Raw genomic sequence first — 26,054 nt, 5'->3', positions numbered from 1 at the left:
AAAGGGAGGACACAGATATGCAGAAACATGAAGCTTCTATTTTGGCGCAAATCGGAAATCGACGTACTGACACTACAGGAGCTGTAAACGCACCTGTTTATTTTTCAACAGCTTATCGTCACACGGGAATTGGTGAGTCAACTGGTTATGATTATGCCCGTACGGGTAATCCGACTCGAGAAGTATTGGAAGAAGCAATTGCAGAGCTCGAATGTGGGGAGAGAGGCTTTGCAACTAGTTCAGGCATGGCTGCTATTCAAATTGTTTTCTCATTATTTGAGCAGGGAGACCATATTATTTGTTCAAAAGATCTTTATGGAGGTACATATCGATTATTCGAAGGGGGCTGGAAAAGGTGGGGATTAACGTTTGATTACGTAGACCCAAGAGATATTGATACAGTCAATAAATTAATTACGAATAAAACAAAAGCGATATTTATTGAAACCCCAACTAACCCTTTAATGCAAGAGGCTCCTATTAACAAACTTGCTCACTTGGCGAGGGAAAATCAAGTGCTTTTAATTGTTGATAATACGTTTCTTACACCTTTATTACAGAAACCATTAGTAGAAGGGGCCGATATTGTTGTTCATTCAGCGACGAAGTATCTTGGAGGGCACAACGATGTTGTAGCTGGATTAATTGTCGCTAATGGAACGACTGTATGTGATCAGTTAGCCTACTACCAAAATGGTGCAGGAGGTATTTTAAGTGCCTTTGATTCTTGGTTGTTAATACGGGGTATGAAGACACTCGCATTAAGAATGGCGAAGCACGAAGAGAATGCGAAGCAAGTGGTAAAGGCTTTAGAAAAAGAAGAAGCTGTTAGTGAAGTAATGTATCCTGGTCGTGGTGGAATGCTCTCATTTCGCGTCAAAGACGAAAAGTGGATTAACCCAATATTGCAAAATTTGAAGCTTATCTCTTTTGCGGAGAGCTTAGGTGGTGTTGAGAGTCTAATGACATATCCAGCTACTCAAACTCATGCGGATATTCCAGAGAAGGTACGAATAGCAAACGGTGTTGATAATTGTTTGTTACGATTCTCTGTGGGAATTGAGCATGGTGAAGATCTTATAGCGGATTTGCTCCAAGCAATAAAAATAGCAAGAAGCTATTAGGAGGGTTCAAAGATGAAACTACATGAAAGGTTAGCGACACAATTAATCGTAGCTGACGGTGCGATAGGTACATTGCTATATGAACAAGGTTTTGATCTATGCTATGAAGAATTAAATCTTTCTAACCCTAATGCGATCGCAAGTGTACATCAAGCATATATTGAAGCGGGCGCTACGCTTATTCAAACAAATACGTATGCAGCAAACGCAATAAAACTTGAGAGGTATGGATTGCAAGAAAGCGTCGCTACAATCAATCAAGCGGCTGTTCGGATTGCTAAAGATACGATTAATGGGAATCCAACTGTCCATTTAGTTGGAACAGTCGGTGGAATAAAAGGATTTCAATATGAAGATCTCAGTTTGACAAAGATTCAAGCAGCCTTAATGGAACAAATTGATGCATTGATTGAGGCTGGTGTAGACGGATTATTATTTGAAACATTTTATGATTTTGAAGAAGCGAAAGAAACAGTTAAAATTGCTAGGCGAATAACTAAAAATCCAATCATTATGAATGTATCCCTTGGCGATATAGGTGTATTAAATGATGGTACAACTTTAAGTGAAGCTCTTTCAGAACTATACAAACTCGGAGCTGATGTTGTAGGAATCAATTGCCGAATGGGCCCGAATCACATGCTCCGTTCAATTGAAGAATTAAAATTACCAGCATCAATCCCTCTAGCGTGTTATCCCAATGCAAGCTTGCCTGGATATCGTGACGGAAGATTTGTCTATGCATCGAATACAGAATATTTTTCTACAATGGCGGATCGTTTTATTGATGAGGGTGTGCGGTTGTTAGGGGGATGTTGTGGAACAACACCAGCCCATATTGAATCAATTGCAAAAGCCGTAGCTGGAAGGAAGCCAATTATAAGAGACAAAGCACAATTCAAATCTCAGCAAGAGAGCCAAGTCCAAACAATAAGGCCGAAAGAGGCTTCAATTAAGGAGCTAGCGCTACAAAAACAAACGATTATTGTTGAACTAGACCCACCTAAAAAATTAGACATTGTTCGATTTATTAAGGGGGCAAAAGCATTAAAGGAAGCCGGCGTAGATGCTTTAACACTAGCAGATAATTCCTTGGCTAGTCCTCGTGTTGATAATCAGACACTTGCTATGATTTTGAAGGAAAAGGTAGGTCTACGTAGTTTGGTCCACTTAACATGTAGAGATCGGAATTTAATAGGTCTTCAGTCTCATTTAATGGGTTTAGAACTGGCAGGACTCCATGACTTGCTAGTTGTTACTGGTGACCCGAGCAAAATCGGAGATTTTCCAGGAGCGACATCCGTATATGATGTTTCGTCATTGAAATTATTGCCATTAATTAATCAAATGAACAAAGGGATTTCTTTCTCTGGAAAGTCACTTGGTAATCCGAGTCGTTTTACAACTGCAGCTGCATTTAACCCTAATGTAAAACATTTAGACAAAGCGGTTCGACGGTTAGAAAAAAAGATAGAGGCAGGCGCTGATTATTTTTTGAGTCAGCCGATTTTTGAAGAGCGACAATTTGAAGCTGTTTATGAAGCAACTAAGCATTTGAAGGTTCCTATTTTTGTAGGGATTATGCCTCTTATAAGTAGCAGAAACGCAGAATTTCTCCATAATGAAGTGCCAGGTATATCATTAAGTGATGAAACGAGGCGAATCATGTCCACTTGCGGTGAAGATCGACTGTTAGGAGAGCAGGAAGGGTTAAAAATTGCTAAATCTCTTGCTGATGCCGCTACAAATTATTTTAATGGTTTATATTTTATTACACCTTTTCTTCGCTATGAAATAACAGAAGAATTGACGCGTCATACAAGATTAATCGGAAAACAAGCTTCAAACAAGGAAGGGAATTAATCATGATACAAGCAAACTTCTTAGAGCAACTTCAACAGAGAATATTAGTGCTAGATGGAGCGATGGGAACGATGCTTCAGGAGGCTAATTTAACTGCGGATGATTTTGGAGGCGAAGAGTACGAGGGATGTAATGAACTATTAAATGAGACTTCCCCTGAGGCCATTAGTCATATCTATCGTACGTACTTAGAAGCAGGTGCCGATATTATTTCTACAAATACGTTTGGTTCTTCAAGCATTGTTTTAGAGGATTATAATATTGGACATAAAGCTTATGCATTAAGCAAAGAGGCAGCGAGGTTAGCTAAAGTTGAGGTTAATAAAATAACTACATTGGAACAACCTCGTTTTGTGGCAGGGGCAATGGGACCAACAACGAAGTCGTTATCGGTAACTGGAGGAGCAACGTTTGAACAGTTGACTGATGCATATGAAGAGCAAGCCAGAGGCTTAATTGATGGTGGTTGTGATGTATTACTTTTAGAAACCAGTCAGGATATGAGAAATGTAAAGGCAGCTTATATAGGAATAACAACGGCTTTTACAAAAACGGATAAAAAATTGCCATTGATGATTTCTGGCACGATCGAGCCAATGGGGACGACACTTGCAGGTCAAACAGTTGAAGCGTTTTATTTGTCTCTTGAACATATGGAACCTGCTGTTGTGGGCTTAAATTGCGCAACTGGTCCGGAATTTATGCGTGATCATCTAAGGTCGTTATCCGAGTTGGCTGATTCAAGTGTAAGTTGCTATCCAAACGCGGGACTACCAGATGAAGATGGAAAATACCATGAAACACCTGATTCACTTGCAACGAAGATAGAAGCATTCGCGGAAAAAGGTTGGTTGAATGTAGTTGGTGGATGTTGCGGCACCACGCCTGCTCATATAAAAAAACTTGCTGCCGTTATAAAAAAATATCCACCAAGAACGGCTGGGAAACGTACTAGTCACGCTGTTTCTGGAATTGAACCATTATTTTATGATGATTCAATGCGTCCGCTTTTTGTAGGTGAGAGAACCAATGTTATTGGCTCGAGAAAGTTTAAACGGTTAATTGAAGAAGGTAAATATGAAGAAGCATCTGAAATAGCAAGATCACAAGTTAAACGAGGTGCTCATATAATCGACATTTGTTTAGCTGATCCAGATCGAGATGAAATGGAAGATATGGCGTTCTTCCTTTCTTATGCTGTTAATAAGGTGAAAGTTCCGTTAATGATTGATTCTACTGATGAAGCAGTTATTGAAGAAGCATTAACCCATTCACAAGGTAAGGCGATCATAAACTCAATTAACTTAGAAGACGGAGAAGAAAGGTTTGAGGCGGTCCTGCCATTAGTAAAGAAATTTGGCGCTGCCGTTGTTGTTGGAACAATTGATGAAGTTGGAATGGCGGTAACCGCTGAGCGTAAGTTGGAAATAGCAAAGCGATCATTTGATTTATTAACAAATAAATATGGAATTCCAGCTCACGATATTATTTTTGACCCCCTCGTTTTCCCGGTGGGCACTGGTGACGAGCAATATATTGGATCGGCTGAAGCGACTGTTACTGGAATTAAACTTATTAAAGACGCGTTACCTTCATGCTTGATTATTTTAGGTGTATCGAATGTTTCGTTCGGATTGCCCCCAGTTGGGCGTGAAGTTCTAAATGCTGTTTATTTATATCATTGCACACAAGCTGGACTTGATTATGCCATTGTTAATACAGAAAAACTCGAAAGGTACGCGAGTATTTCTGATGAGGAGAAAGAACAAGCGAAACGATTATTGTTTGAAACCAATGATGAAAACTTAGCAACATTCACTGCATTTTATCGAGGGAAAAAATCAGAGAAGCGAGTTGAATACGAAGGTTTAAGCCTTGAAGAGCGATTGGCGCTCTACGTTGTCGAGGGGACGAAAGAAAGGTTAGAGGTAGATTTGACAGCAGCATTAACTTCTTATCAAAACCCTTTGGATATTATTAATGGCCCACTCATGAATGGCATGGACGAAGTTGGTCGATTGTTTAATAACAACGAACTTATCGTAGCAGAAGTGTTGCAAAGTGCCGAAGTAATGAAAGCGTCTGTAGCGTTTTTGGAACCCCATATGGATAAGAAAGCCGATGATGAGGGCAAAGGGAAGATCTTACTTGCAACGGTAAAAGGGGATGTACATGATATCGGCAAGAATTTAGTTGATATTATTTTGAGTAATAATGGCTTTGAAATTGTTAATCTAGGTATTAAAGTAACGTCTAATGAACTACTGGAAGCTATTAATAAAGAAAAACCAAAGGCTATTGGATTGTCTGGATTATTAGTAAAGTCAGCTCAACAAATGGTATTAACGGCTCAAGATTTAAAGCAACAACAAGTCTCTATTCCAATTTTGGTAGGCGGAGCAGCGCTAACAAAAAAGTTTGTCGATACTAGAATAGCACCTGAATATGGCGGAATGGTCGTTTATGCAAAAGACGCGATGAATGGGCTAGAAATTGCCAATCAGCTAACTACACCAGAAAAGCAGCAACTATTGCAGCTTGAGCTGGAAAATGAAAGGGCTGAGAAAGCTGAATACGAAAGTAAAAAGGTAAAGAAGAAGGTCAAGAGTGATACGACCAAACGATCAGAAGTTACGCATACGCATGCTCCATTGATTCCAACTGACTTACAAGAGCATATTATTCGTAATTACCAAATTGATCATATTTATCCTTATGTGAACATGCAGATGTTACTAGGGCGTCACCTTGGTGTACAAGGGAAGGTAAGCCGTTTACTCACTGAAGGAGATGAAAGGACTGTTTCTTTAAAATCAAAAGTAGATCAGTTATTTGTTGATGCTAAAAAAGGGGATTTACTGCAAGCTAACGCAATGTATCGGTTTTTTCCTGCTAATTCTGAAGGGAATGACTTGATTATTTATGACCCAGATTCTCCGCATATTGAAGTGGAGCGCTTCACATTTCCACGGCAACAGCATACACCCTTTCTATGTTTGGCTGATTTTGTAAAAGGGGTAGGAACCGGGGTAGACTATGTAGGTTTTCTTGCCGTCACTGCAGGACATGGTATTCGTCAGCATGCAGAAAAGGCTAAAGATAATGGAGATTATTTATTAAGTCATTTAATGCAAGCAGCAGCTTTGGAAACGGCTGAAGGACTTGCCGAGCGAATCCACCAACAAATGCGAGATCGTTGGGGGTTTCCAGATCCTGCTGATTTTACAATGGCAGAACGGTTTGCGGCTAAGTACCAAGGTGTACGTGTATCATTTGGTTATCCAGCTTGTCCGAATCTTGAAGACCAAGCAAAACTATTTCAGTTATTAAAACCAGAGAAAATAGGTATTGAGTTAACGGAAGGATTTATGATGGAGCCTGAAGCTTCCGTTACCGCATTGGTATTTTCTCATCCTGAAGGTCGTTATTTTAATGTTTTATCTTCATTATAGAAAACACGAAAAGCGCTTATGTGCTTTTCGTGTTTTTTTTTTCGGTATAAAAACCGAATGCTAACAAACACTATCAGCAGCGACCAATTCACCCATATGGGTATAAGGAGGACCAGAGAAAATGTTAAATAACCAGGTCAATAAGTTAATGAAAATCTTTTTTGCTTTAGTTGTTGCTTGTGCATTTTCATTTACCAGTGAAACGGCAGAAGCGTTTTCTGAACAAGTCATCCAAAAAGGGGCAACTGGAGATGATGTAGTTGAATTGCAGTCACGCTTGCAATACGTTGGGTATTATAACGGTAAAATTGACGGCGTATTTGGTTGGGGAACGTATTGGGCAGTGCGCAATTATCAATACGAATTTGGACTTGATATCGACGGACTTGTAGGAGAAAGCATGAAAGATAAGCTCGTTGGAACGACCAATTTTGATAAAGCCTTTGTAATGAAAGCACTTAATGAAGATCGTAAATTCAGTCATTACGGTGGTACGTCGAAGCATATTCAAAAAGGTGAAAAAGGATCGAATCGTGGCAATGGAAATAGCCAACCTTCAAAAGGCGGGCAAACAGGTGGTTCGGGTTCTAAAGAGGGATCTTCGGGTGGTCAAGGCGAAGGAGGAACTGGAGCTGAACAACCTGAATCTGATGCTGGGGAGCCAATTATAGAGAAAGCTCATAATGTTCCATCCGGTTATTCAAGCAACGATATTCAATTAATGGCACAAGCCGTTTATGGGGAAGCTAGAGGTGAACCGTATGAAGGGCAAGTGGCTGTAGCTGCTGTCATCGTAAATCGTCTCAATTCAGCAACTTTCCCAGATACAGTAGCGGGAGTTATTTATGAAGATCGAGCTTTTACTGCAGTGGCAGATGGACAAATTAATATAGGTGCGGATGAGAATGCGCGTAATGCTGTTCTCGATGCTCTAAATGGTCAAGACCCTACAAACAATGCATTGTATTATTTTAATCCTGATACAGCAACATCAGGATGGATATGGACTCGTCCACAAATCAAACGAATTGGCAAACATATTTTCTGTTACTAATATGGAGGTGCAACCAGCATGTATAAAAACATCTTAATCGGCGCATTAGCTGTTGCGGTCGCTGGTGCAGGATATTGGGGATACCAGCAAAAAGAAGAGAAAGACCAATTTGCAATACAAGCAGAGAATTCATACCAACGTGCATTTCATGATCTTAGTTTTCATATTGACCAAATTGAAGACGAACTTGGAAAGACGTTAGCGATGAATAGTCAGCGACAGTTAACGCCTTCCCTTGCAGATGTATGGCGTGTAACAAGTTTAGCTGAAAAAAGCCTAGCAGAACTTCCAGTTCAAGGGCTTAATATGGAAGATACAGAAGAGTATTTATTTAAGATTGCTGATTTCACATACAGAACTTCAGTCCGTGATTTAAATCAAGAGCCACTAACAGATCATGAATATGAAACACTTGAACAGCTTTATGAGCAAGCTTCGTCGATCCGTCACACCATGCGAGAAACACAAGCAATGATGATGCAGACTGATACGAAGTGGCTTACAGAAAGAGAAAGAGAAGAAGAAAGCGAACCAGCTGAATATTCTGTTGCTGGGCATTTTGAAAGAATGAACAAGTCTGTTCAAGGATTTAGTGAGGTTGAGTGGGGTGCTACAGATTCGGCGATTCGGAATTTAAACGGTGAATTAAAAGAGGCACTATCTGGTCGTGAGCGCGTAAGTAAAGAAGAAGCTAAGGCTATGGCACTGAATTATTTAAAATTAGGTGAAGGGGCTAAGGTGCAAATCTCTGATTCAGCAGAAGCACTTGAGTACCCGGCTTATTCAATAGTAATTGATGATCCTGAAAATCAAGCACATTATAATATGGACATGAGTGTCGAAGGTGGAGAACCGATTTGGTTTTTACAAGATCGTCATATTGAAAAAGCGCAAATAAGTTTAAATGAAGCAGTTGAAAAAGCCCAAGACTTTTTAGAACGTGGTGGAAAGGAACACATGATGCTTGTAGATAGCACGCAATATGACAATCTCGGTGTGCTTGAATTTGCTTATGTTGATAACGACGTTAGAATTTATCCTGATACAGTTACACTTGAAGTCGCATTGGATGATGGTGATATCGTCTCTTACGTAGGTAGAGGGCACCTTATCAATCATGAAGAAAATCGAGATATCCCTAAACCAGAGCTGTCGAAAGAAGAAGCACAGTCAAGAGTAAATGACCGTGTGGAGATTATGGAAGACCATCTTGCTATGATTGAAAATCAAATGCAAGAAACCGTTTTAGTGTACGAATTTTATGGAACAAAAAATAATGATACATATCGTATCTTTATTAATGCACAATCAGGTGAAGAAGAAAAAGTGGAACGTATGCAAGATTCCGAGCCTATGTATTGATTTCTATTTCTATTAAAGAACTCTCGATGAATTGAGGGTTCTTTTTAGTTGGTCATGCTTGCGATCTTCACAAATTATGAGATAATAAAGTGGACAAGCGATACACGTAAAGAATTGAATTATAAGCGACTTCATTGTATCGTAAAAGAAAGTTTGTAGGGAAGTGTTGTGTGAGAATGAATGGATTTAATGTTGCAATTGATGGCCCCGCTGGTGCGGGAAAAAGCACAGTAGCAAAAAAGGCAGCAGAACGTTTAGGCTTTTTATACATTGATACTGGAGCAATGTATCGGGCTTTGACCTATGCTGCACTTACTGAACGCATTGATTTAAATGATGAACATGCGTTAACTGCTTTATTAGAAGGAAGTGCGCTTGAGTTAGAACCCTCTTCCACTGGTACGACGGTGTATTGGAATGAAAAAAACATTACAGCTGATATTCGTACAGATCTTGTGAACAAGAATGTATCACTTGTATCTAGTCATAAGGAAGTACGTTTAGCAATGGTGGCAAGACAACAAGCGTTGGCTAAAGCAAAAAAAGCTGTTCTGGATGGTAGAGATATAGGCACTCATGTTTTGCCAGACGCAAATGTAAAGATTTTCTTGACTGCATCAGTCGAAGAAAGAGCGCGTCGCCGACATCAAGAGCAACTTGACAAAGGGCTGCCATCGGACTTCGAAAAATTAAAAGAAGACATTGCTAAGCGTGATGAACTTGATTCTACACGACTATTTGCTCCACTAATGCAGGCTGAAGATGCACAAGTAGTGGATACGACCGAGATGGGGATTGAAGAGGTTATTAATACCATACTTCATCTAGTAAAGGAGCAATCGGTGTAAATGAGCCTTTATCAATTTGGTCAATTTGTTTGCAGGTGTGTGTTAAGTACATTTTATAAAGTGCGCATTGTTGGCAAGGAAAATATTCCTGAAAAAGGTGGGGTATTGCTTTGTGCAAATCATATTAGCAATTTTGATCCACCCCTTTTAGGTGCATATATTAAACGGCCTGTTCGATATATGGCTAAGAAGGAGCTTTTTGATAAACCTGTTATTGGTCGCCTGCTTAACAATCTAGGTGCTTTTCCTGTAAAAAGAGGCGGTGGAGATAAACAATCTCTTCGTACAGCTTTACAGATTTTAAAGTCAGGAGACATTGTTGGTTTGTTTCCTGAAGGCACACGGTCAAAAAATGGTGAGATTGGAGAAGGATTAGCAGGAGCTGGTTTCTTTGCTGCAAAAAGTGATGCATATGTAGTTCCTTGTGCGATTATTGGTCCTTACAAAAAGCGCAAGCCGGTTACTCTAATTTACGGAAAACCAATTGACATGAGTAGTTACCGTGAAAATCGGGTATCTGCTAAAGAGATAACAAATCTTATTATGAATGAGATTCAGGAATTAAAAGATCATCACCTCAAGTCGAACTAGTTTAGAGACGATGTTCATTATCTATGAAGAAGATACCGGTTTAGCCGGACTGAAGGAGGCAAAAAGTCAATGGTCGAAGAAATGAATGATAAGATGAATGAAATGAAATCTTTTGTTGTCGGAGATATTGTTACAGGAAAAGTAACAAAAGTGGAAGACAAGCAGGCATTTGTAGACGTAGGTTTTAAAGTGGACGGAATAGTGCCAATCAGTGAATTGTCAAGTTTGCATTTGGAAAAAGCAAGTGACATTCTGTCTGTTGATGACGAGTTTGATTTTCAAGTGACAAAAGTTGCTGACGATGAACTAATACTTTCAAAGAAAGCTGTCCAAGCTGAAAAGGCATGGGAAGCTCTTTTACAAGCACACGAAACAGGAACGATTTTAGAGGCGGAAGTAGCTGAAGTAGTTAAAGGCGGGTTAGTCGTTGATTTGGGTGTTCGTGGTTTTATACCTGCGTCACTAGTCGAACGGCACTTTGTCGAGGATTTTTCGGATTATAAAGGGAAAACATTGCGGTTAAAAGTGACCGAGATAGACAAAGCGAATAACAAGTTAATTCTTTCCCAACGTGCTGTACAAGAAGAGGAAATGGAAGAAAAGAAAAAAGAAGTAATATCCTCGATCCAAGTTGGGGAGATCGTTGAAGGTACGGTACAGAGGTTAACAAATTTTGGTGCATTTGTTGATGTCGGGGGTGTTGATGGCCTTGTTCATATTTCACAAATTTCATATGAGCGGGTTAATCATCCACAGGATTTGTTAAGCGAAGGTCAATTAGTTAAAGTGAAAGTTCTTTCTGTTGATCGTGATAGTGAGCGTATTTCCTTATCGATTAAAGAAACTAGCCCCGGTCCTTGGGCGGATATTGAAAATAAGTTCGCTATCGGGACCGTTGTCACAGGTACTGTAAAACGACTTGTTTCTTTTGGGGCCTTTGTTGAAATTGCTCCCGGTGTTGAAGGTCTTGTCCATATTTCACAGATTTCAAGTCGACATATTGGCACACCTCAAGAAGTTTTGGAAGAAGGACAAGAAGTACAAGCGAAAATATTAGAAGTTAGTGAAGCGGATAAACGTGTTTCATTAAGTATTCGTGATGTGGCAGAAGAAAAAGAAAGAAACGAAACACGTGCATATGAAAAATCGACAAATGATGAATCAAGTGGATTTTCATTAGGTGACATGATTGGTGATCAGTTAAAGAACTATCGAGGAAATAATTAAGTGAAACTAGCATAGCAAACCGCTATGCTAGTTTTTTTGTGTCTAAATGCATCCATTTTTGATCATACTGCGAACAGAGGTGATGAGATTGGAAGGAATGTTTGTTTATTGGTTTGGTTGGCTTGTATGGATTGTTTCTACTTTTTTAATGCCCAAAAATGAGTTTCGAGCTGTTATGAGTTTGTGTATGCTTGCAATGATGATATTTATTCCATTAACAATGACTATTTTTGGTTTAACGGTGAGTTTAGGCTACATCTTCTGTCTATTGATCAGTTATTTACAAGTTGGTAAACGCTCTGTAAGACAACTGGTATACCCTCTGTTTGCTACAATGTGTATTACTTGTGCGTATGTTTTGATAAATGAATTGATTCGAGTTGATCCTGTTATTCTCGTGATTGATAAGCGGATATTAATAGCATTACCCACTTTATTTGTGGCATTTTTACTTCTTCGCGGGGCAAAACGTACAGTATTGCTCTCGATTGGATTGCTCCATGGTGAAGTGGCAGTCCATATATGGCGATCAGATTTTTCTGGAACGTTAATTGGCTCCTATGCTTTTTTTGATGTACTTGCCATAGCAGCAACGGTCAGTGTGTGTTGCACAGTTATCCACAAAGGGATAAAAAAATGGGAGAGTTATGTTCTCGCAAGAAAGACACGACCAACTCCAATCCCAAACAGGATAGACAAGCATGCATGAGTTTAGTAAAATGAATAAGTTGGAGAAAGAATCAACTGTTTCTGATGTAGTTTGAGAGAGAAAGGGTGTGAGATTGTGACAAAACCAGTCGTTGCAATCGTAGGAAGACCGAATGTAGGAAAATCAACGATCTTTAACCGCATTGTTGGTGAAAGGGTCGCAATTGTAGAAGATCTTCCAGGTGTAACACGTGACCGTTTATATAGTAAAGGCGAATGGTTAAATCATGATTTTTATGTGATTGATACAGGTGGAATTGAGCTTGGCGACGAACCGTTGCTTGTTCAAATGCGTCAACAAGCAGAAATAGCAATTGATGAGGCAAATGTTATTATCTTTATGGTGAATGGACGTGAAGGAATTACGGCTGCTGATCAAGAAGTTGTTAACCTATTGTTCCGTTCTAAAAAACCGGTTGTATTAGCGGTAAATAAAATTGATAATCCAGAAATGAGAGAATCCCTGTATGAATTTTATTCTCTAGGGATCGGTGAACCATATGGTATTTCTGGTTCCCATGGTCTAGGCTTAGGGGATTTGCTTGATGAAGTAGTTGCGCATTTTCCTGATGAAGTTGATGATGGATTTGACGAAGACACGATTAAAATGGCGTTAATTGGTCGTCCTAACGTTGGCAAGTCTTCGCTTGTTAATGCATTGTTAGGTGAAGAAAGAGTTATTGTAAGCCAGATTCCAGGTACGACTAGAGATGCAATTGATACTTCTTTCACTCGAGACGATCAAGATTACGTGGTAATTGATACCGCTGGGATGAGAAAAAGAGGGAAAGTATACGAAGCCACAGAAAAATATAGTGTTCTTCGCTCATTAAAAGCGATAGAACGCTCAGATGTGGTCCTCGTTGTCATTAATGGGGAAGAAGGCATTATTGAACAAGATAAGAAGATTGCGGGATATGCTCATGAGGCAGGCCGTGCGATCGTTATTGTTGTGAATAAATGGGATGTCATTAAAAAAGACGATAAAACAATGCAAAATTTTATTGAAGACATCCGTGCTGAATTTCAATTTTTATCTTATGCGCCTATTTGTTTTTTATCAGCAAAAACAAAGCAACGTATGCATTTATTGCTACCACAAGTGAAAAAAGTATCAGAGAATCACCATTTACGTGTTCCAACGCATGTATTAAATGACATGATTATGGATGCGGTCGCAATGAACCCTACTCCAACCGACAAAGGGAAGCGTTTAAAAATCAATTATGTGACTCAAGTTGCTGTGCAACCACCAACGTTTGTGTTCTTTGTAAATGAACCAGAATTGATGCACTTTTCATACAGACGTTTCTTAGAAAATCGATTACGAGCTACATTTGAGTTCGAAGGAACGCCAATTCACATTATATCGCGTAAGAAAAACGACTAATCATTTGCAGGGGGGACGCTTGTGATTGTTTTGCTTTTAATGATGGTGCTATTTGGTTATTTGTTAGGATCAGTAAGCTTTAGTTATCTTATTGCGAAAAAAATTAAAAAGATTGATATACGTTCAACTGGAAGCGGGAATGCCGGGGCGACCAATACAATGCGTCTACTCGGCGTTGGGCCCGCAATCTGTGTGTTGCTTTTGGATGTGTTGAAAGGGGTTGTGCCAGTTTTTTTGGCAATGGCATTAACATCAGACCCCCTCGTACATATTTTAGCTGGGCTTGCTGCTATCTTAGGTCATAATTGGCCAATTTATTTTGGATTCCGAGGTGGGAAAGGTGTGGCAACTACTATTGGTGTAATTGCTACATTGATGTTTTATCCTGCGTTAATTGCTGGCGTAATTGCGATTGCAAGCATTATTATTACACGTTATGTGTCGCTTGGGTCGTTATTATTTGCTGCGTTTACTCCAATTGTCGCCTTATTAATTTGGCCTTTGCCTTTTGCGACATATCCGTTGGAATATATTTATTTATCTGCTTTGCTTGCAATTATGTCCCTATGGCGCCATCGAACAAACGTCAGCCGTTTACTTGCAGGAACAGAAAGCAAATTAGGAAAAAAACATGCGTAAGGAGGAGCGAAGATGAGTAAACAAAAAATAGCTGTATTTGGTGCTGGAAGTTGGGGAAGTGCGTTAGCAATCGTGCTTGCCGATAATGGGCATGAAGTTCGTCTAGTTGGTCGACGTGCAAAGCAAATTGATGAAATAAATGGCAATCATACGAATAATACGTATTTGCCTGGTATTACGATTCCTACTGGTATTAAAGGGTTTACTGAAGCAAAAGAGGCTTTATGTGATGTAGATGCGGTTTTGCTTGTTGTCCCTTCGAAAGTCATTAGGGAAACAGTTCGCAGTTTGTTGCCTTTACTTTCAAAAAAAACGCCAATTATTCATGCAAGTAAAGGGATTGAGCCTTCAACACATAAGCGTGTGTCAGAAATCATTAAAGAAGAAGGTTTAGGTTCGGATCAAATGGGATCAATTACGGTCTTATCGGGGCCAAGCCATGCTGAGGAAGTGGCATTACGTCAGCCAACTACAGTAACGGTCGCATCAGAAGATGATGAGGCTGCGACGTATGCACAAAATTTGTTTATGAATCAGCAATTCCGCGTATATACAAACCCAGATTTGGTTGGTGTTGAAATTGGCGGTGCATTAAAAAACATCATTGCACTTGTCTGTGGTGTGACCAATGGTTTAGGGTATGGCGATAATACAAAAGCGGCGATTATGACGAGAGGTCTAGCGGAAATTGCCCGTTTAGGCGTACATATGGGAGCGAACCCACTAACTTTTTCTGGCTTATCAGGACTTGGAGACTTGATTGTTACATGTACAAGCGTTCATTCTCGGAATTGGAGAGCAGGTAAAATGTTAGGTGAAGGTAAGACGATGGAAGAAGTATTAGAACAAATGGGTATGGTTGTAGAAGGCATTCGTACCACAAAAGCCGCGCACGAACTAGCAAATGAAACGAATATTGATATGCCTGTCACGAAAGCATTGTACTCAGTATTGTTTGAAAAAATCGACCCTTATCAAGCTGCTGAAGAATTGATGGGACGTGTGAAGCGGAATGAAGTGGAATCGCTTTATGATCTTTAATTCCTTTAATTCAAACTAGATGATTCACACTTCTAGGCCTTTTGCATACGATATGGGGGAACGTAAGCATGAGGAGGGATTTGGATGTTTAAAAAGAATGAGTCTTTTTTTGATCAAGTTCAGAAATCAGCTAAGGTTCGTCCTGATGAGCTACTAAAGCTCGCTAATTCTGTCAGCCAAGCGAATTTGAAGGATGAAGCTACATTGCGAGGATTAATTGGCAGAGTAGCTGCACTAGCAAATAAGCCAGTAACGAAAGAAAAAGAGGATCAAATTGTGCAAGCGATTTTAAGCAATAATATGCCCGCGGATTTGTCGTCGTTAACAAAAATGTTCAACAACAATAAATAACAAGAATTAGTCAAACATCTAGACCAAAATTCGAAGCCTGCATATACTTTAATAGAACACCTACTATAAAGAGGGCAAAGAAAGAGGACTTAGTCAAGCTAGACAGGAGCGCCCCACTTCTGTCTAGCTTTTTTTGCCTGTAAGCCAACAGCTTCATATGCTATAATAGCTAGAGTAAGTAAGGAAAAGCGAGGTGGTTTTATGTCGACAGCAATGTTAAATATGTACATATCTTTTGGAGGATTGCTGCTTATGTTCATTTCAGCTGGAACAGCATTGCTCGCCAGAACGAAGTTGAGCGGTATTTTTGCTAAAGCTGTTCTAACGTTTTCGTTTTGTTGTTTGCTTGTCTCTGGTATTGTTGTTTTTTATATTGTCGTTGGTGGTCCAACTTCAGTTAGATAGGCGTATTTTTTTAGTAGAAAGGGTTTGACAAATGAAACGTTTGTTAACTGCTATGTCGGCAGCGTTTGGCTTAATGATGATGAGTGGGTGTTTTCTGCCAGATGAACAACGTGGTGAAAACCAAGTAGCATATCCGGATCAACTTGCCAGTGTACAAGCGGCAGTTGACCAGTTTCAAGAAGATACAGGAGTCTTGCCTATTAATACATTTGATGAGACAACGAACTTGTATCAACGTTATGTAGTTGACTTCAGGCAGCTTGTGCCGAGATATATGCAAGAACCCCCTGGAACTTCATTTGAAAACGGTGGAACTCATCAGTTTGTATTAGTAAATGTTGAAGAAGAACCAGAAGTAAAGGTTATTGATTTAACATCTATGAATAAAATACGTGATTTGCGTCAGCGTGTTCATGATTACATAAGACAGCATGATTATGCCCCAATTAAAGATGTGTTAGATCATAATTTATTTACATTGGATTATAAGGAACTTGGTTATGCTGAGCAGCCTTATATCAATAGCCCTTATAACGAAACGATGCTCCCGCTTTTATTTACAAATGAAGGCGATATCATTATAGACTATAAGTTGGATTTGATGGAACTGCAAAACGCTGAAGAACATCTATTTGAAGAAGATACAGATTTGCGTTCGTATCTTTATCAGGAATCACCTTTTGTGCCGTTATTTTCCGTACCATATTCATTTGATGAAGATGAAGGTATTATTTATGATACTCGTTTTTACGAAACTGAATAAAAAATGGTCTAGAATGCCGCTTCCGTTCGTAAAATGAAATTGGAAGGGGCATTTTGTATATAAGCTCCCCTTCTCGAGCAACTGGTGCAGAGATAAATATTTCACCGAAGTCAGTCATATTAATTGGACAATGTCATAGAAATGGTAGTGGTTAGAGGACAACAGACTCGGCTGCATCATACTTTACTTGACCGGGAGGGGATTGATCTTGTTGGAAAAAGTAGATATCTTTAAAGATATCGCGGAGCGGACCGGTGGCGACATATATCTCGGCGTCGTTGGAGCGGTTCGCACGGGAAAATCAACGTTCATCAAAAAATTTATGGAACTTGTGGTGTTGCCTAATATTGAAAATGAGGCAGATAAAGCGAGAGCACAAGACGAGCTTCCACAATCAGCTGCAGGTAAAACAATTATGACAACCGAACCAAAATTTGTACCAAATCAGGCCGTTTCTATCCATGTGGATGAAGGACTTGATGTGAATATTCGTCTTGTTGACTGTGTCGGATATGCTGTGCCAGGAGCAAAAGGATATGAGGATGAGAATGGACCAAGAATGATTCACACACCTTGGTATGAAGAACCAATTCCGTTTCAAGAAGCGGCTGAAATTGGAACTAGAAAAGTGATTCAAGAACACTCAACTTTAGGTGTTGTCGTTACCACTGATGGAACAATAGGCGATATTCCTCGCCATGACTACTTAGATTCTGAAGCAAGAGTTGTTGAGGAATTAAAAGAAGTAGGTAAACCGTTTATAATGATCGTTAATAGTGTGCGTCCAAATCATCCAGATACAGAACAATTAAGAGCTTCTTTATCGGAAGAATATGATATTCCTGTGTTGGCGATGAGTATTGAAAGCATGACTGATTATGATATTAATAGCGTATTGCGTGAAGTGCTATTTGAATTTCCAGTTCATGAAGTAAACGTAAACTTACCAAGTTGGGTAATGGTTTTAAAGAACGAGCATTGGCTCCGCCAGAGTTATGAAGAGTCTGTGCGTGAGACAGTTAAAGATATTAAACGATTACGTGATGTTGATAGAGTGGTAGGTCAGTTCACTGAACTTGATTTTATTGATCAAGCAAAGCTTGCCGGTATTGAGATGGGTCAAGGAATTGCAGAAATTGATTTATATGCACCTGATGAGTTATACGACCAAGTGCTAAAAGAAGTTGTTGGTGTTGAAATACGTGGGAAAGATCATTTACTTTCTCTAATGCAAGATTTTGCCCATGCTAAATCAGAGTATGATCAAGTTGCGGATGCCTTGCGTATGGTCAAACAAACTGGCTATGGTATTGCGGCTCCGGCATTGTCGGATATGAGCCTCGATGAGCCAGAAATCATTCGTCAAGGTTCAAGGTTTGGAGTACGTCTTAAAGCCGTCGCTCCATCAATTCACATGGTGAAAGTTGATGTTGAATCAGAATTTGCGCCGATCATAGGCACAGAGAAACAAAGTGAAGAGCTTGTGCGATACTTAATGCAAGACTTTGAAGAGAACCCTCTGTCCATTTGGAATTCCGATATTTTTGGTAGATCGTTAAATTCCATTGTACGTGAAGGGATTTCTGCAAAACTCTCTTTAATGCCTGAAAACGCGCGTTATAAGCTACAAGAAACGTTAGAGCGAATTATAAATGAAGGTTCTGGCGGTTTAATTGCGATCATCCTTTAGAGGTAGATAAGAACTCATTGCTTAAGCAGTGAGTTCTTTTTGCTTTTCAGGCACACTTTTGCTACTCTTTATAAGAGAATTTATTTGTAGAGAGATGGATGATGGAGGGACAAGCAATGGTTGATCACGATAAATTGCAACAAGCAGTTCGAATGATGTTAGAGGCAGTTGGTGAAGATCCAAACAGAGAAGGTCTAATAGATACACCAAAAAGAGTAGCAAAAATGTATGAGGAAATGTTTAGCGGTTTACATGAAGATCCTGCTGAACATTTAAAAACGGTATTTGGTGAAGACCATGAGGAATTAGTACTTGTGAAAGATATACCGTTTTATTCCATGTGTGAACATCACTTAGTTCCCTTTTTTGGGAAAGCGCATATTGCCTATTTACCTAGAAATGGAGCTGTTACAGGCTTAAGCAAGCTTGCCAGAACAGTAGATGGAATTGCAAGACGTCCGCAAGTTCAAGAAAGAATTACGAAAACACTAGCTGATGTTTTGATGGAAACGCTTGATGCAAAAGGAGCGATGGTGGTTTTATCAGCGGAGCATCTATGCATGTCGATGAGAGGAATTAAGAAGCCTGGCTCAAAAACAGTCACTACAGCAGTTCGAGGTAAATTTGCAGAGGATTCTCAAGCGCGTAATGAGGTCCTTACATTAATAAAATAAGGAGGGGGCAAAAATGGCACATCAAGATGATTTTTTTGTCATAAAAGCAAATGAAAATGGCGTTCAAGTGATTGGACTTACAAGAGGTACTGACACACGTTTTCACCATTCAGAAAAACTGGATAAAGGAGAAGTGATGATTGGTCAATTTACCGAGCATACTTCAGCAGTGAAAATTCGTGGCAAAGCAACTATACAAACGAGTCATGGATCGATTGATACAGATTGAGCACATTGTGTAAATAACTAGGCTTCTATTCGATGTGTCCATGCTCCAGTTGCTATGCTATACTATAATAAAGATAATGCGGCGTGCATTTGCAAAGAGGGGACATCAAGCATGAAAAAAAAAGCGGTGCCGGTTATACAATCGGCTACTGAATTAAAGCAATACTATGAACAACTAGTACGCCATGATTATTTAGAGGATTATATTGATGATACGCGTCCTGACGAAAATGAATTATGGTTTGTGTATTCAATCTTGATAAAAAGAGAGCCAACTGATCGTGCGATTGCGATAACGCTTGCATGGGGCTATGTACATGCAGGCCTTGCAATTCACGAACTTGTTTCTTTACATAATAAAAACGATGATACTTCTAAAAAGAAGCGTCAGCTTAATGTATTGGCCGGCGACTTTTATAGTGCGCTTTATTACCAGTCACTGGCAGGCGTTAATGCTGTCGATATGATTGAGCTTTTTGGTAGTACGTTACAAGAAATTTATGAACAGAAAATGGCTATTTATATGGACAAAGAAGCCCCTTTTCAAGAACGGCTGCAACAGTTAAAGGCGATTGAATCGCTTTTGCTTACATCCATTACTAAGAAGTTAAACATAACTGATTATGATGAGTTAGTAAGAACATTTTTCTTTTATAAGCGATTATGCAGAGATGAACAAGAGGCGACTGAAGGAAAAATATCACCTCTTCGATTGTCTTTAAGAAATGGGCAACATTCAAATGAAGTAGAAGAAAATATGTTTGAGGAAGCAAAGAAAGTGGAGTGGCACTTAATCCAAGAAGAAGCGGCTACACATCAGGATGAGGTGGGCGAACTTATTCGTCTATTGTTTGAAAGAGATGGAGGGGTTTAACGTGACGCAATCTAAAGAAGAACGTGTTCATGATGTTTTTCAATCAATCCACAAAAAATATGATTTAATGAACTCTGTTATCAGTTTGCAGCGCCATAAAGCTTGGAGAAAAGATACAATGAAGCGGATGAGTGTTGAAGTTGGGGAAACAGCCCTTGATGTCTGCTGTGGAACAGCTGATTGGACTTTGGCGTTGGGAGAGGCTGTTGGTAAGAGTGGACTCGTAACAGGGCTAGATTTTAGTGAGAATATGCTTGAAGTCGGTAAACAAAAAATTTCAGCTGCAAAATCTAAAAATATCAAGTTAGTTCATGGAAATGCAATGTCGCTTCCGTATGAGGACAATTCCTTTGATTATGTGACAATTGGATTTGGTTTAAGAAATGTTCCAGATTACATGGGAGCATTAAAAGAAATGCAGAGAGTGGTTAAGCCAGGGGGGAAGGTCGTTTGTTTGGAAACATCCCAACCTACCATTCCAGGTTTTAAACAAGTTTATTTTTTCTATTTTAAACACGTTATGCCACTTGCTGGAAAACTATTTGTTAAAAAATACGATGAGTATTCATGGTTGCAAGAATCAACGATGGCTTTTCCTGACCGCAATCGGTTGGCAGAAATGTTTGAAGAAGCAGGATTAGTTGACATAGAAGTGAAAAGTTACACTGGTGGCGTAGCGTCAATGCATATGGGGCATAAGCCGGAGTAGAGAAACAAATGAAAGAGGGGAAGCCAAACAAATGGCTGCTGAAGCATTAACAAAAACAAAAACATTTATGCGAATGATTAAAGTTGAACACACTGTCTTTGCCTTACCTTTTGCGTTCTTAGCAATGTTGTTAGGGAGCTTGACTGTATCTGGGCAATTTCCTACGCTTTGGCAATGGCTGTGGGTAACAGTTGCGATGGTTGGTGCAAGGAGCGCGGCAATGTCGTTAAATAGAGTGATTGATGCAAACATTGATAAACACAATCCTCGAACAGCACAACGGGAAATACCTGCGGGGCTTTTATCTAAAACAGATGTATGGATTTTTATTGTCGTTTCATTCGCGCTATTATTTCTAGCGGCATTTCAACTAAATATGCTTTCTGTTTATTTGTTACCAATTGCCGTTTTTTTTCTTGTCTTTTATTCGTACACGAAACGATTCACTTGGCTGTGTCATGTAGTGTTAGGAATAACAATTGGTATCGCTCCTCTTGGAGGGTGGGTTGCGGTTACAGGAGAACTTTCAGTAACAGCACTATGCTTGTTTTTTGCGGTCATGTTCTGGCTGGCTGGTTTTGATACGGTTTATGCAACCCAAGATTCAGAATATGATAGAGAGAACGGGCTTTATTCAATTCCAAGTCGATTTGGAATCGCAAAAGCATTATGGATAGCCCGTAGTTTTCACGTATTCAGTTTTATTTTCTTTGTTACATTGTTTTTTGTTTCAGAATTAAAATGGATCTATTTAATGGGTGTGCTTCTTGCTGGGGGAATTATGATTTACCAGCATGCAATTGTAAAAAAAGATGATTTGTCAAGAGTGCAATTGGCATTTTTTCCGATGAATGGCACGTTGTCTGTATTGTTGTTTATGTTTGCATTTGTGGACATGCTTATTCTTCGATTTAGTTAATAATAAGTATGTTACTAAAGGGATAAAGCTTCATGTAATTACGGCATTGTCGTATGTGTACGACCTTGGTCAGCTTAGATGAACGAATTGGCTTACCAATGGCGTACACGCTTTTAACGGTGAGCAGAAGATTTCTTTGGATTAGGTCAAAGGAAACTTTTGAAATAGCTTGTTTAAAGCGAAGATATGAACAAGATATTGTCGCTTTAGCAACTTTTTCAGAGATAAACGTTTTCCCAAACCGGGTAAAATGTTTTTAAATGACCTTTTGCATCGAGTGATGAAAAAACAGAAAAATGATTGTTTATTTTTTTCAACTTTGCTACGAGGAAGGCTTTATTGAACATCCCGCAACGAAATTAGAACAATGGTAGCCAGCTGGTTCCATTTAAAAATAACGCAGTACGATTTTTCTGCATGAGGGTGGCGTTCATGAAGTTAGCAGATATCTACAAGGAATTTCAAACAGATATTGAATATATTGAATCAGAATTGGAACATACGCTTTCTGCGAGACACCCAGTTCTAAAAGAAGCGTCAACAGACCTGCTACGAGCAGGAGGGAAACGAATTCGACCTGTGCTTGTATTATTAGCAGGGAAATTTGGAGATTATAAACTAGATCGTCTTAAACATATAGCAGTCTCTTTAGAGCTAATTCATATGGGTTCTTTAGTCCATGATGATGTGATCGATAATGCTCCATTGCGACGAGGCAATGAGACAGTTATGTCACGCTGGGATAATCGGGTAGCCATGTATACTGGAGATTATATCTTTGGTCATGCAATTGAAACAACAAAAGCATTTAATGAACAGCGTGTTCATGTCATTATTTCTGATGCGATGAACCAGATGTGTCGTGGGGAAGTTGAACAAATTCGGGATCAATATAATTGGGATCAGAATTTAAGGACGTATTTTCGTAGAATTAAACGAAAAACAGCTTTGTTGATTGCAGTTAGTTGTCAGTTGGGCGCAATTGCAGCAAATGTCACTGAAGAATTACAGCAAAAAATGTACTTTTTTGCTTATTTTTTAGGAATGTCTTATCAAATTATGGATGATATATTGGATTTCGTAGGTACGAATGAACAACTTGGGAAACCAGCAGGTGGCGATTTGAGACAGGGCAATGTAACATTACCTGCGCTGTATGCAATTGAACATACAATAGGTTTTAAAGAAATGTTGCAACAACAACTAACAAAGAAATCATCACATACAATTGATATGGAACCAATCTTAGAGGCGGTGCGTTCATCTGGTGGAATTGAGCATTCCCAAAAAATGAGTGATCGTTATTTGGCTAAGGCGCATGCCTTATTAAATGAGTTCCCAGATTGTGACGCAAAAAGACACTTAACGCAAGTGGCGGCGTATATCGGTCGGAGAAAATATTAACCAGCTTATTTGTAAGCTGGTTTTTTTGTGTAGAAAATTGCAAGAAAATCAAATTATTTTTATTGTTAGCGCTTACTTATTTTGTTATACTGTAGAGGTTGGTTTTTATTTTAGTTAAAGCGAGGTTTTACTTCATGGAACGTACATATGTAATGATTAAACCAGATGGTGTACAACGTAATTTAATTGGAAATATTGTCTCTAGATTTGAACAAAAAGGTTTTACACTTGTAGCGGCAAAGCTAGTCTCATTAAGTGAAGAAACAGCTAAAACACATTATGGTGAACATAAAGAGCGCCCATTTTTCGGCGAGTTAGTTGATTTTATTACGTCAGGTCCTGTATTTGCGATGGTGTGGGAAGGCGAAAGTGTTGTAAAAACAGCACGCCAATTAATTGGAGCAACAAATCCACTAGAAGCTGCACCAGGTACTATTCGTGGTGATCTTGCGATACAAGTTAGTATGAATGTTGTGCATGGTTCTGACTCTGTAGAGAGTGCAGAACGTGAGATTGGCATCTTTTTTGAAGAAAGTGAATTGTCTACTTATAAAAAGAGCGGAAGCGAATGGGTTTAAAACACATCTTCGGATGTGTTTTTTTTGTTTTATAACGTCAGCGTGGATGAGTTCATGATAAACTTTAACTAATGTACAAGAAAGGGTGGACAAAGCAAAGATGATAGACTGCTTTAATAACGCATGAATACATATGGAGATTATGAACAATTCAAGCAATTGTTTCATCATTTAACGGGAATACAGCTGGATGCTTATAAGAGACCACAAATGGAAAGGCGATTACTTTCTCTATGTGAAAAACGGCAATTCGCTACATTGGCTGAATATGGAGAAGCATTGAAGAAAGATGAAGTGTTACTTGATGAATGCGTAGATAAAGTGACAATCAATGTTTCTTCTTTTTTTCGCAATTATAATCGGTGGCAAATGCTATCAAAAACTATTTTACCGCTTTTAAACAACAACAAAACAGGCTTGCGTATTTGGAGTTCTGCTAGTTCGACTGGAGAAGAACCTTACACTCTTGCGATTATGTGCGATCTTGCAAAAAGAAGTCTGGAAAACGGGGTCATTATGGCCAGTGACATTGATGAAGAGGCTTTAATACAAGCGAAAAGGGGACATTATAAACCGCGTGGTCTAAAGGAAGTGCCAGAGCCTATTATAAAGGATTACTTTGAAGAGGAAGAGTCAGGTGTCATTGTAAAAAAACATATTCGTAAAATGGTTAACTTCACCCGGATTGACTTATTAAATGATGCTTACCCTAAACGGTGTGATCTAATCGTCTGTCGGAATGTATTGATTTATTTTACTGATGAAGCAAAAAGAAAGATTTTTATAAAATTAAGCAATGCTCTTGTAACAGGGGGAGTGCTATTCGTAGGTAGCACGGAACAGATTTTTAAGCCAGAACAATATGGCTTAAAGGCAGTGGCTCCATTTTTTTATCAAAAAATAGAATTGAAAAAATAAACCATTACTGATATAATTTAACGCGTAGAAGCAATGAAGTGTATTGGGAAAATGAAAGGATGTTGACAGTGAGGTTTTTAACAGCAGGTGAATCACACGGGCCCCAATTAACAACGATTATTGAAGGTGTGCCGGCGCAACTCCCCTTAACGGCAGATGATATTAATGCTGAGCTAGCACGACGTCAAGGAGGATATGGTCGTGGCCGCAGGATGCAAATTGAAAAAGATCAGGTACAAATTTTAAGTGGTGTTCGTCATGGGTTCACCACTGGAGCACCAATCACATTTGTAGTAGAAAACAAAGATTGGAAAAATTGGACGAAAATTATGGGTGCTGAACCAATTACCGAACAAGAAGAACAGAAAATGAAACGTAAGTTAACCAGGCCTAGACCAGGTCATGCAGATTTAAACGGAGCGATTAAATATGGGCACCGGGATATGCGTAATGTACTTGAACGTTCATCAGCAAGAGAAACAACTGTTCGAGTTGCTTGCGGTGCACTTGCTAAAGTATTGCTGAAAGCTGTTGGCATTGAAGTAGCAGGACATGTGCGTGAAATTGGTGGAATCAAAGCAAAAGATATAGATTATACGTCTGTTTTAGATCTGAGAAATCGTTCAGAAGCTTCAGAGGTTAGATGTGTAGATAAAGAAGCAAGCGAAGAAATGAAGAAAGCAATTGATCAGGCAAAGCAAGATGGTGATTCAATTGGAGGCGTTGTAGAAGTAGTTGTAGAAGGAGCGCCAATTGGATTAGGTAGCCATGTACATTATGACCGAAAGCTTGATGGGAAAATTGCTGCTGGAGTCATGAGTATTAATGCTTTTAAAGGCGTTGAGATCGGTATTGGTTTTGAAGCAGCACGATTACCAGGGAGTCAAGTTCATGACGAAATTGAGTGGAGTGAGGATAAAGGGTACACAAGAAAAACAAACCGATTAGGTGGGTTTGAAGGTGGTATGACAAATGGCATGCCGATTGTTGTCAAAGGGGTTATGAAACCAATTCCAACACTATATAAACCATTACAAAGTGTTGATATTGATACAAAGGAACCGTTCGCTGCGGGTGTTGAGAGATCTGATAGCTGTGCTGTTCCAGCGGCTTCTGTTGTGTGTGAAAATGTTGTTGCTTGGGAAGTTGCAAATGCGGTAATGGAGACCTTTGGATCTGACCAGCTTGCTGTTTTACAAGCTGCTATCAAACAGCATAATGACGCAGCCAAGGAGTTTTAAT

Annotated in this window: 25 protein-coding genes; all 25 read left to right on the top strand. The window is 39.3% G+C overall.

Features of this window, described 5'->3' with window-relative positions:
- Nucleotides 1–17: 17 nt before the first annotated feature.
- The 25 genes from BK584_RS02870 to aroC all read left to right on the top strand — a co-directional run bounded on the left by BK584_RS02870 (nt 18) and on the right by aroC (nt 26,053).
- Nucleotides 18–1,124 (top strand): methionine biosynthesis PLP-dependent protein, encoded by a 1,107-nt coding sequence (locus BK584_RS02870; RefSeq protein ID WP_078391193.1) that lies wholly within the window; start codon nt 18–20, stop codon nt 1,122–1,124.
- A gap of 12 nt (nt 1,125–1,136) precedes the next feature.
- Nucleotides 1,137–2,987 (top strand): bifunctional homocysteine S-methyltransferase/methylenetetrahydrofolate reductase, encoded by a 1,851-nt coding sequence (locus BK584_RS02865; protein ID WP_078391192.1) that lies wholly within the window; start codon nt 1,137–1,139, stop codon nt 2,985–2,987.
- Nucleotides 2,988–2,989: 2 nt separating this feature from the next.
- Nucleotides 2,990–6,439: a methionine synthase gene (metH, locus tag BK584_RS02860; protein WP_078391191.1), complete on the top strand. Its 3,450-nt coding sequence runs from the start codon at nt 2,990–2,992 to the stop codon at nt 6,437–6,439.
- A gap of 148 nt (nt 6,440–6,587) precedes the next feature.
- On the top strand, nt 6,588–7,493 hold the full coding sequence (gene sleB, locus BK584_RS02855) for a spore cortex-lytic enzyme (RefSeq protein WP_245808971.1): 906 nt from the start codon (nt 6,588–6,590) through the stop codon (nt 7,491–7,493).
- Nucleotides 7,494–7,511: 18 nt separating this feature from the next.
- Nucleotides 7,512–8,855 carry a germination protein YpeB gene (gene ypeB / locus BK584_RS02850; protein ID WP_078391189.1) on the top strand — a complete coding sequence of 448 codons (1,344 nt, stop codon included), beginning with the start codon at nt 7,512–7,514 and terminating at the stop codon, nt 8,853–8,855.
- Between the two features lie 176 nt (nt 8,856–9,031).
- Nucleotides 9,032–9,703 (top strand): (d)CMP kinase, encoded by a 672-nt coding sequence (gene cmk, locus BK584_RS02845; protein ID WP_078391188.1) that lies wholly within the window; start codon nt 9,032–9,034, stop codon nt 9,701–9,703.
- Nucleotides 9,704–10,294 (top strand): lysophospholipid acyltransferase family protein, encoded by a 591-nt coding sequence (locus tag BK584_RS02840; protein WP_078391187.1) that lies wholly within the window; start codon nt 9,704–9,706, stop codon nt 10,292–10,294.
- Nucleotides 10,295–10,363: 69 nt separating this feature from the next.
- On the top strand, nt 10,364–11,521 hold the full coding sequence (rpsA, locus tag BK584_RS02835; RefSeq protein ID WP_078391186.1) for a 30S ribosomal protein S1: 1,158 nt from the start codon (nt 10,364–10,366) through the stop codon (nt 11,519–11,521).
- Between the two features lie 97 nt (nt 11,522–11,618).
- Nucleotides 11,619–12,230 carry a YphA family membrane protein gene (locus tag BK584_RS02830; RefSeq protein ID WP_437182765.1) on the top strand — a complete coding sequence of 204 codons (612 nt, stop codon included), beginning with the start codon at nt 11,619–11,621 and terminating at the stop codon, nt 12,228–12,230.
- Nucleotides 12,231–12,305: 75 nt separating this feature from the next.
- Nucleotides 12,306–13,619, top strand: a complete 1,314-nt coding sequence (gene der, locus BK584_RS02825) for a ribosome biogenesis GTPase Der (RefSeq protein WP_078391184.1) — start codon at nt 12,306–12,308, stop codon at nt 13,617–13,619.
- 21 nt (nt 13,620–13,640) lie between these two features.
- Entirely contained in the window at nt 13,641–14,258 is a 618-nt protein-coding gene (plsY, locus tag BK584_RS02820; RefSeq protein WP_078391183.1) for a glycerol-3-phosphate 1-O-acyltransferase PlsY, read from the top strand.
- Between the two features lie 12 nt (nt 14,259–14,270).
- Entirely contained in the window at nt 14,271–15,299 is a 1,029-nt protein-coding gene (locus BK584_RS02815) for an NAD(P)H-dependent glycerol-3-phosphate dehydrogenase (RefSeq protein ID WP_078391182.1), read from the top strand.
- A gap of 84 nt (nt 15,300–15,383) precedes the next feature.
- Complete coding sequence (locus tag BK584_RS02810; protein WP_078391181.1) at nt 15,384–15,650, top strand: stage VI sporulation protein F; 267 nt, start codon at nt 15,384–15,386, stop codon at nt 15,648–15,650.
- Between the two features lie 201 nt (nt 15,651–15,851).
- Nucleotides 15,852–16,055 (top strand): DUF2768 domain-containing protein, encoded by a 204-nt coding sequence (locus BK584_RS02805; RefSeq protein ID WP_078391180.1) that lies wholly within the window; start codon nt 15,852–15,854, stop codon nt 16,053–16,055.
- Nucleotides 16,056–16,086: 31 nt separating this feature from the next.
- Nucleotides 16,087–16,818 (top strand): YphF family lipoprotein, encoded by a 732-nt coding sequence (locus tag BK584_RS02800; RefSeq protein ID WP_078391179.1) that lies wholly within the window; start codon nt 16,087–16,089, stop codon nt 16,816–16,818.
- Nucleotides 16,819–17,029: 211 nt separating this feature from the next.
- Nucleotides 17,030–18,508, top strand: a complete 1,479-nt coding sequence (gene spoIVA / locus BK584_RS02795) for a stage IV sporulation protein A (protein ID WP_078395366.1) — start codon at nt 17,030–17,032, stop codon at nt 18,506–18,508.
- 116 nt (nt 18,509–18,624) lie between these two features.
- Nucleotides 18,625–19,182, top strand: a complete 558-nt coding sequence (folE, locus tag BK584_RS02790; protein ID WP_139365596.1) for a GTP cyclohydrolase I FolE — start codon at nt 18,625–18,627, stop codon at nt 19,180–19,182.
- Between the two features lie 13 nt (nt 19,183–19,195).
- The gene (gene mtrB, locus BK584_RS02785; RefSeq protein ID WP_078391177.1) at nt 19,196–19,411 is read left to right on the top strand and encodes a trp RNA-binding attenuation protein MtrB; all 216 of its coding nucleotides are present in this window, start codon (nt 19,196–19,198) and stop codon (nt 19,409–19,411) included.
- 111 nt (nt 19,412–19,522) lie between these two features.
- Entirely contained in the window at nt 19,523–20,284 is a 762-nt protein-coding gene (locus BK584_RS02780; RefSeq protein ID WP_169871027.1) for a heptaprenyl diphosphate synthase component 1, read from the top strand.
- Nucleotides 20,271–20,993 carry a demethylmenaquinone methyltransferase gene (locus BK584_RS02775; RefSeq protein WP_281255727.1) on the top strand — a complete coding sequence of 241 codons (723 nt, stop codon included), beginning with the start codon at nt 20,271–20,273 and terminating at the stop codon, nt 20,991–20,993. The genes BK584_RS02780 and BK584_RS02775 overlap by 14 nt, the downstream gene beginning before the upstream one ends.
- 31 nt (nt 20,994–21,024) lie before the next feature.
- Nucleotides 21,025–21,912 carry a UbiA-like polyprenyltransferase gene (locus tag BK584_RS02770; RefSeq protein WP_078391174.1) on the top strand — a complete coding sequence of 296 codons (888 nt, stop codon included), beginning with the start codon at nt 21,025–21,027 and terminating at the stop codon, nt 21,910–21,912.
- A 432-nt stretch (nt 21,913–22,344) separates the two neighbouring features.
- Complete coding sequence (gene hepT / locus BK584_RS02765; protein WP_078391173.1) at nt 22,345–23,316, top strand: heptaprenyl diphosphate synthase component II; 972 nt, start codon at nt 22,345–22,347, stop codon at nt 23,314–23,316.
- Nucleotides 23,317–23,450: 134 nt separating this feature from the next.
- Nucleotides 23,451–23,894, top strand: a complete 444-nt coding sequence (gene ndk, locus BK584_RS02760; protein ID WP_078391172.1) for a nucleoside-diphosphate kinase — start codon at nt 23,451–23,453, stop codon at nt 23,892–23,894.
- A gap of 123 nt (nt 23,895–24,017) precedes the next feature.
- Nucleotides 24,018–24,812, top strand: a complete 795-nt coding sequence (locus BK584_RS02755; RefSeq protein WP_078391171.1) for a CheR family methyltransferase — start codon at nt 24,018–24,020, stop codon at nt 24,810–24,812.
- Nucleotides 24,813–24,880: 68 nt separating this feature from the next.
- Nucleotides 24,881–26,053, top strand: coding sequence for a chorismate synthase (gene aroC / locus BK584_RS02750; RefSeq protein ID WP_078391170.1), 1,173 nt, complete (start codon nt 24,881–24,883; stop codon nt 26,051–26,053).
- The last annotated feature ends 1 nt before the right edge of the window (nt 26,054 follow it).

It is taken from the genome of Shouchella patagoniensis, assembly GCF_002019705.1.
Taxonomy (GTDB): domain Bacteria; phylum Bacillota; class Bacilli; order Bacillales; family Bacillaceae_D; genus Shouchella; species Shouchella patagoniensis.
The sequence above is the reverse complement of the archived record's forward strand: the minus strand, read 5'-3'. Positions and strand labels throughout refer to the sequence as shown.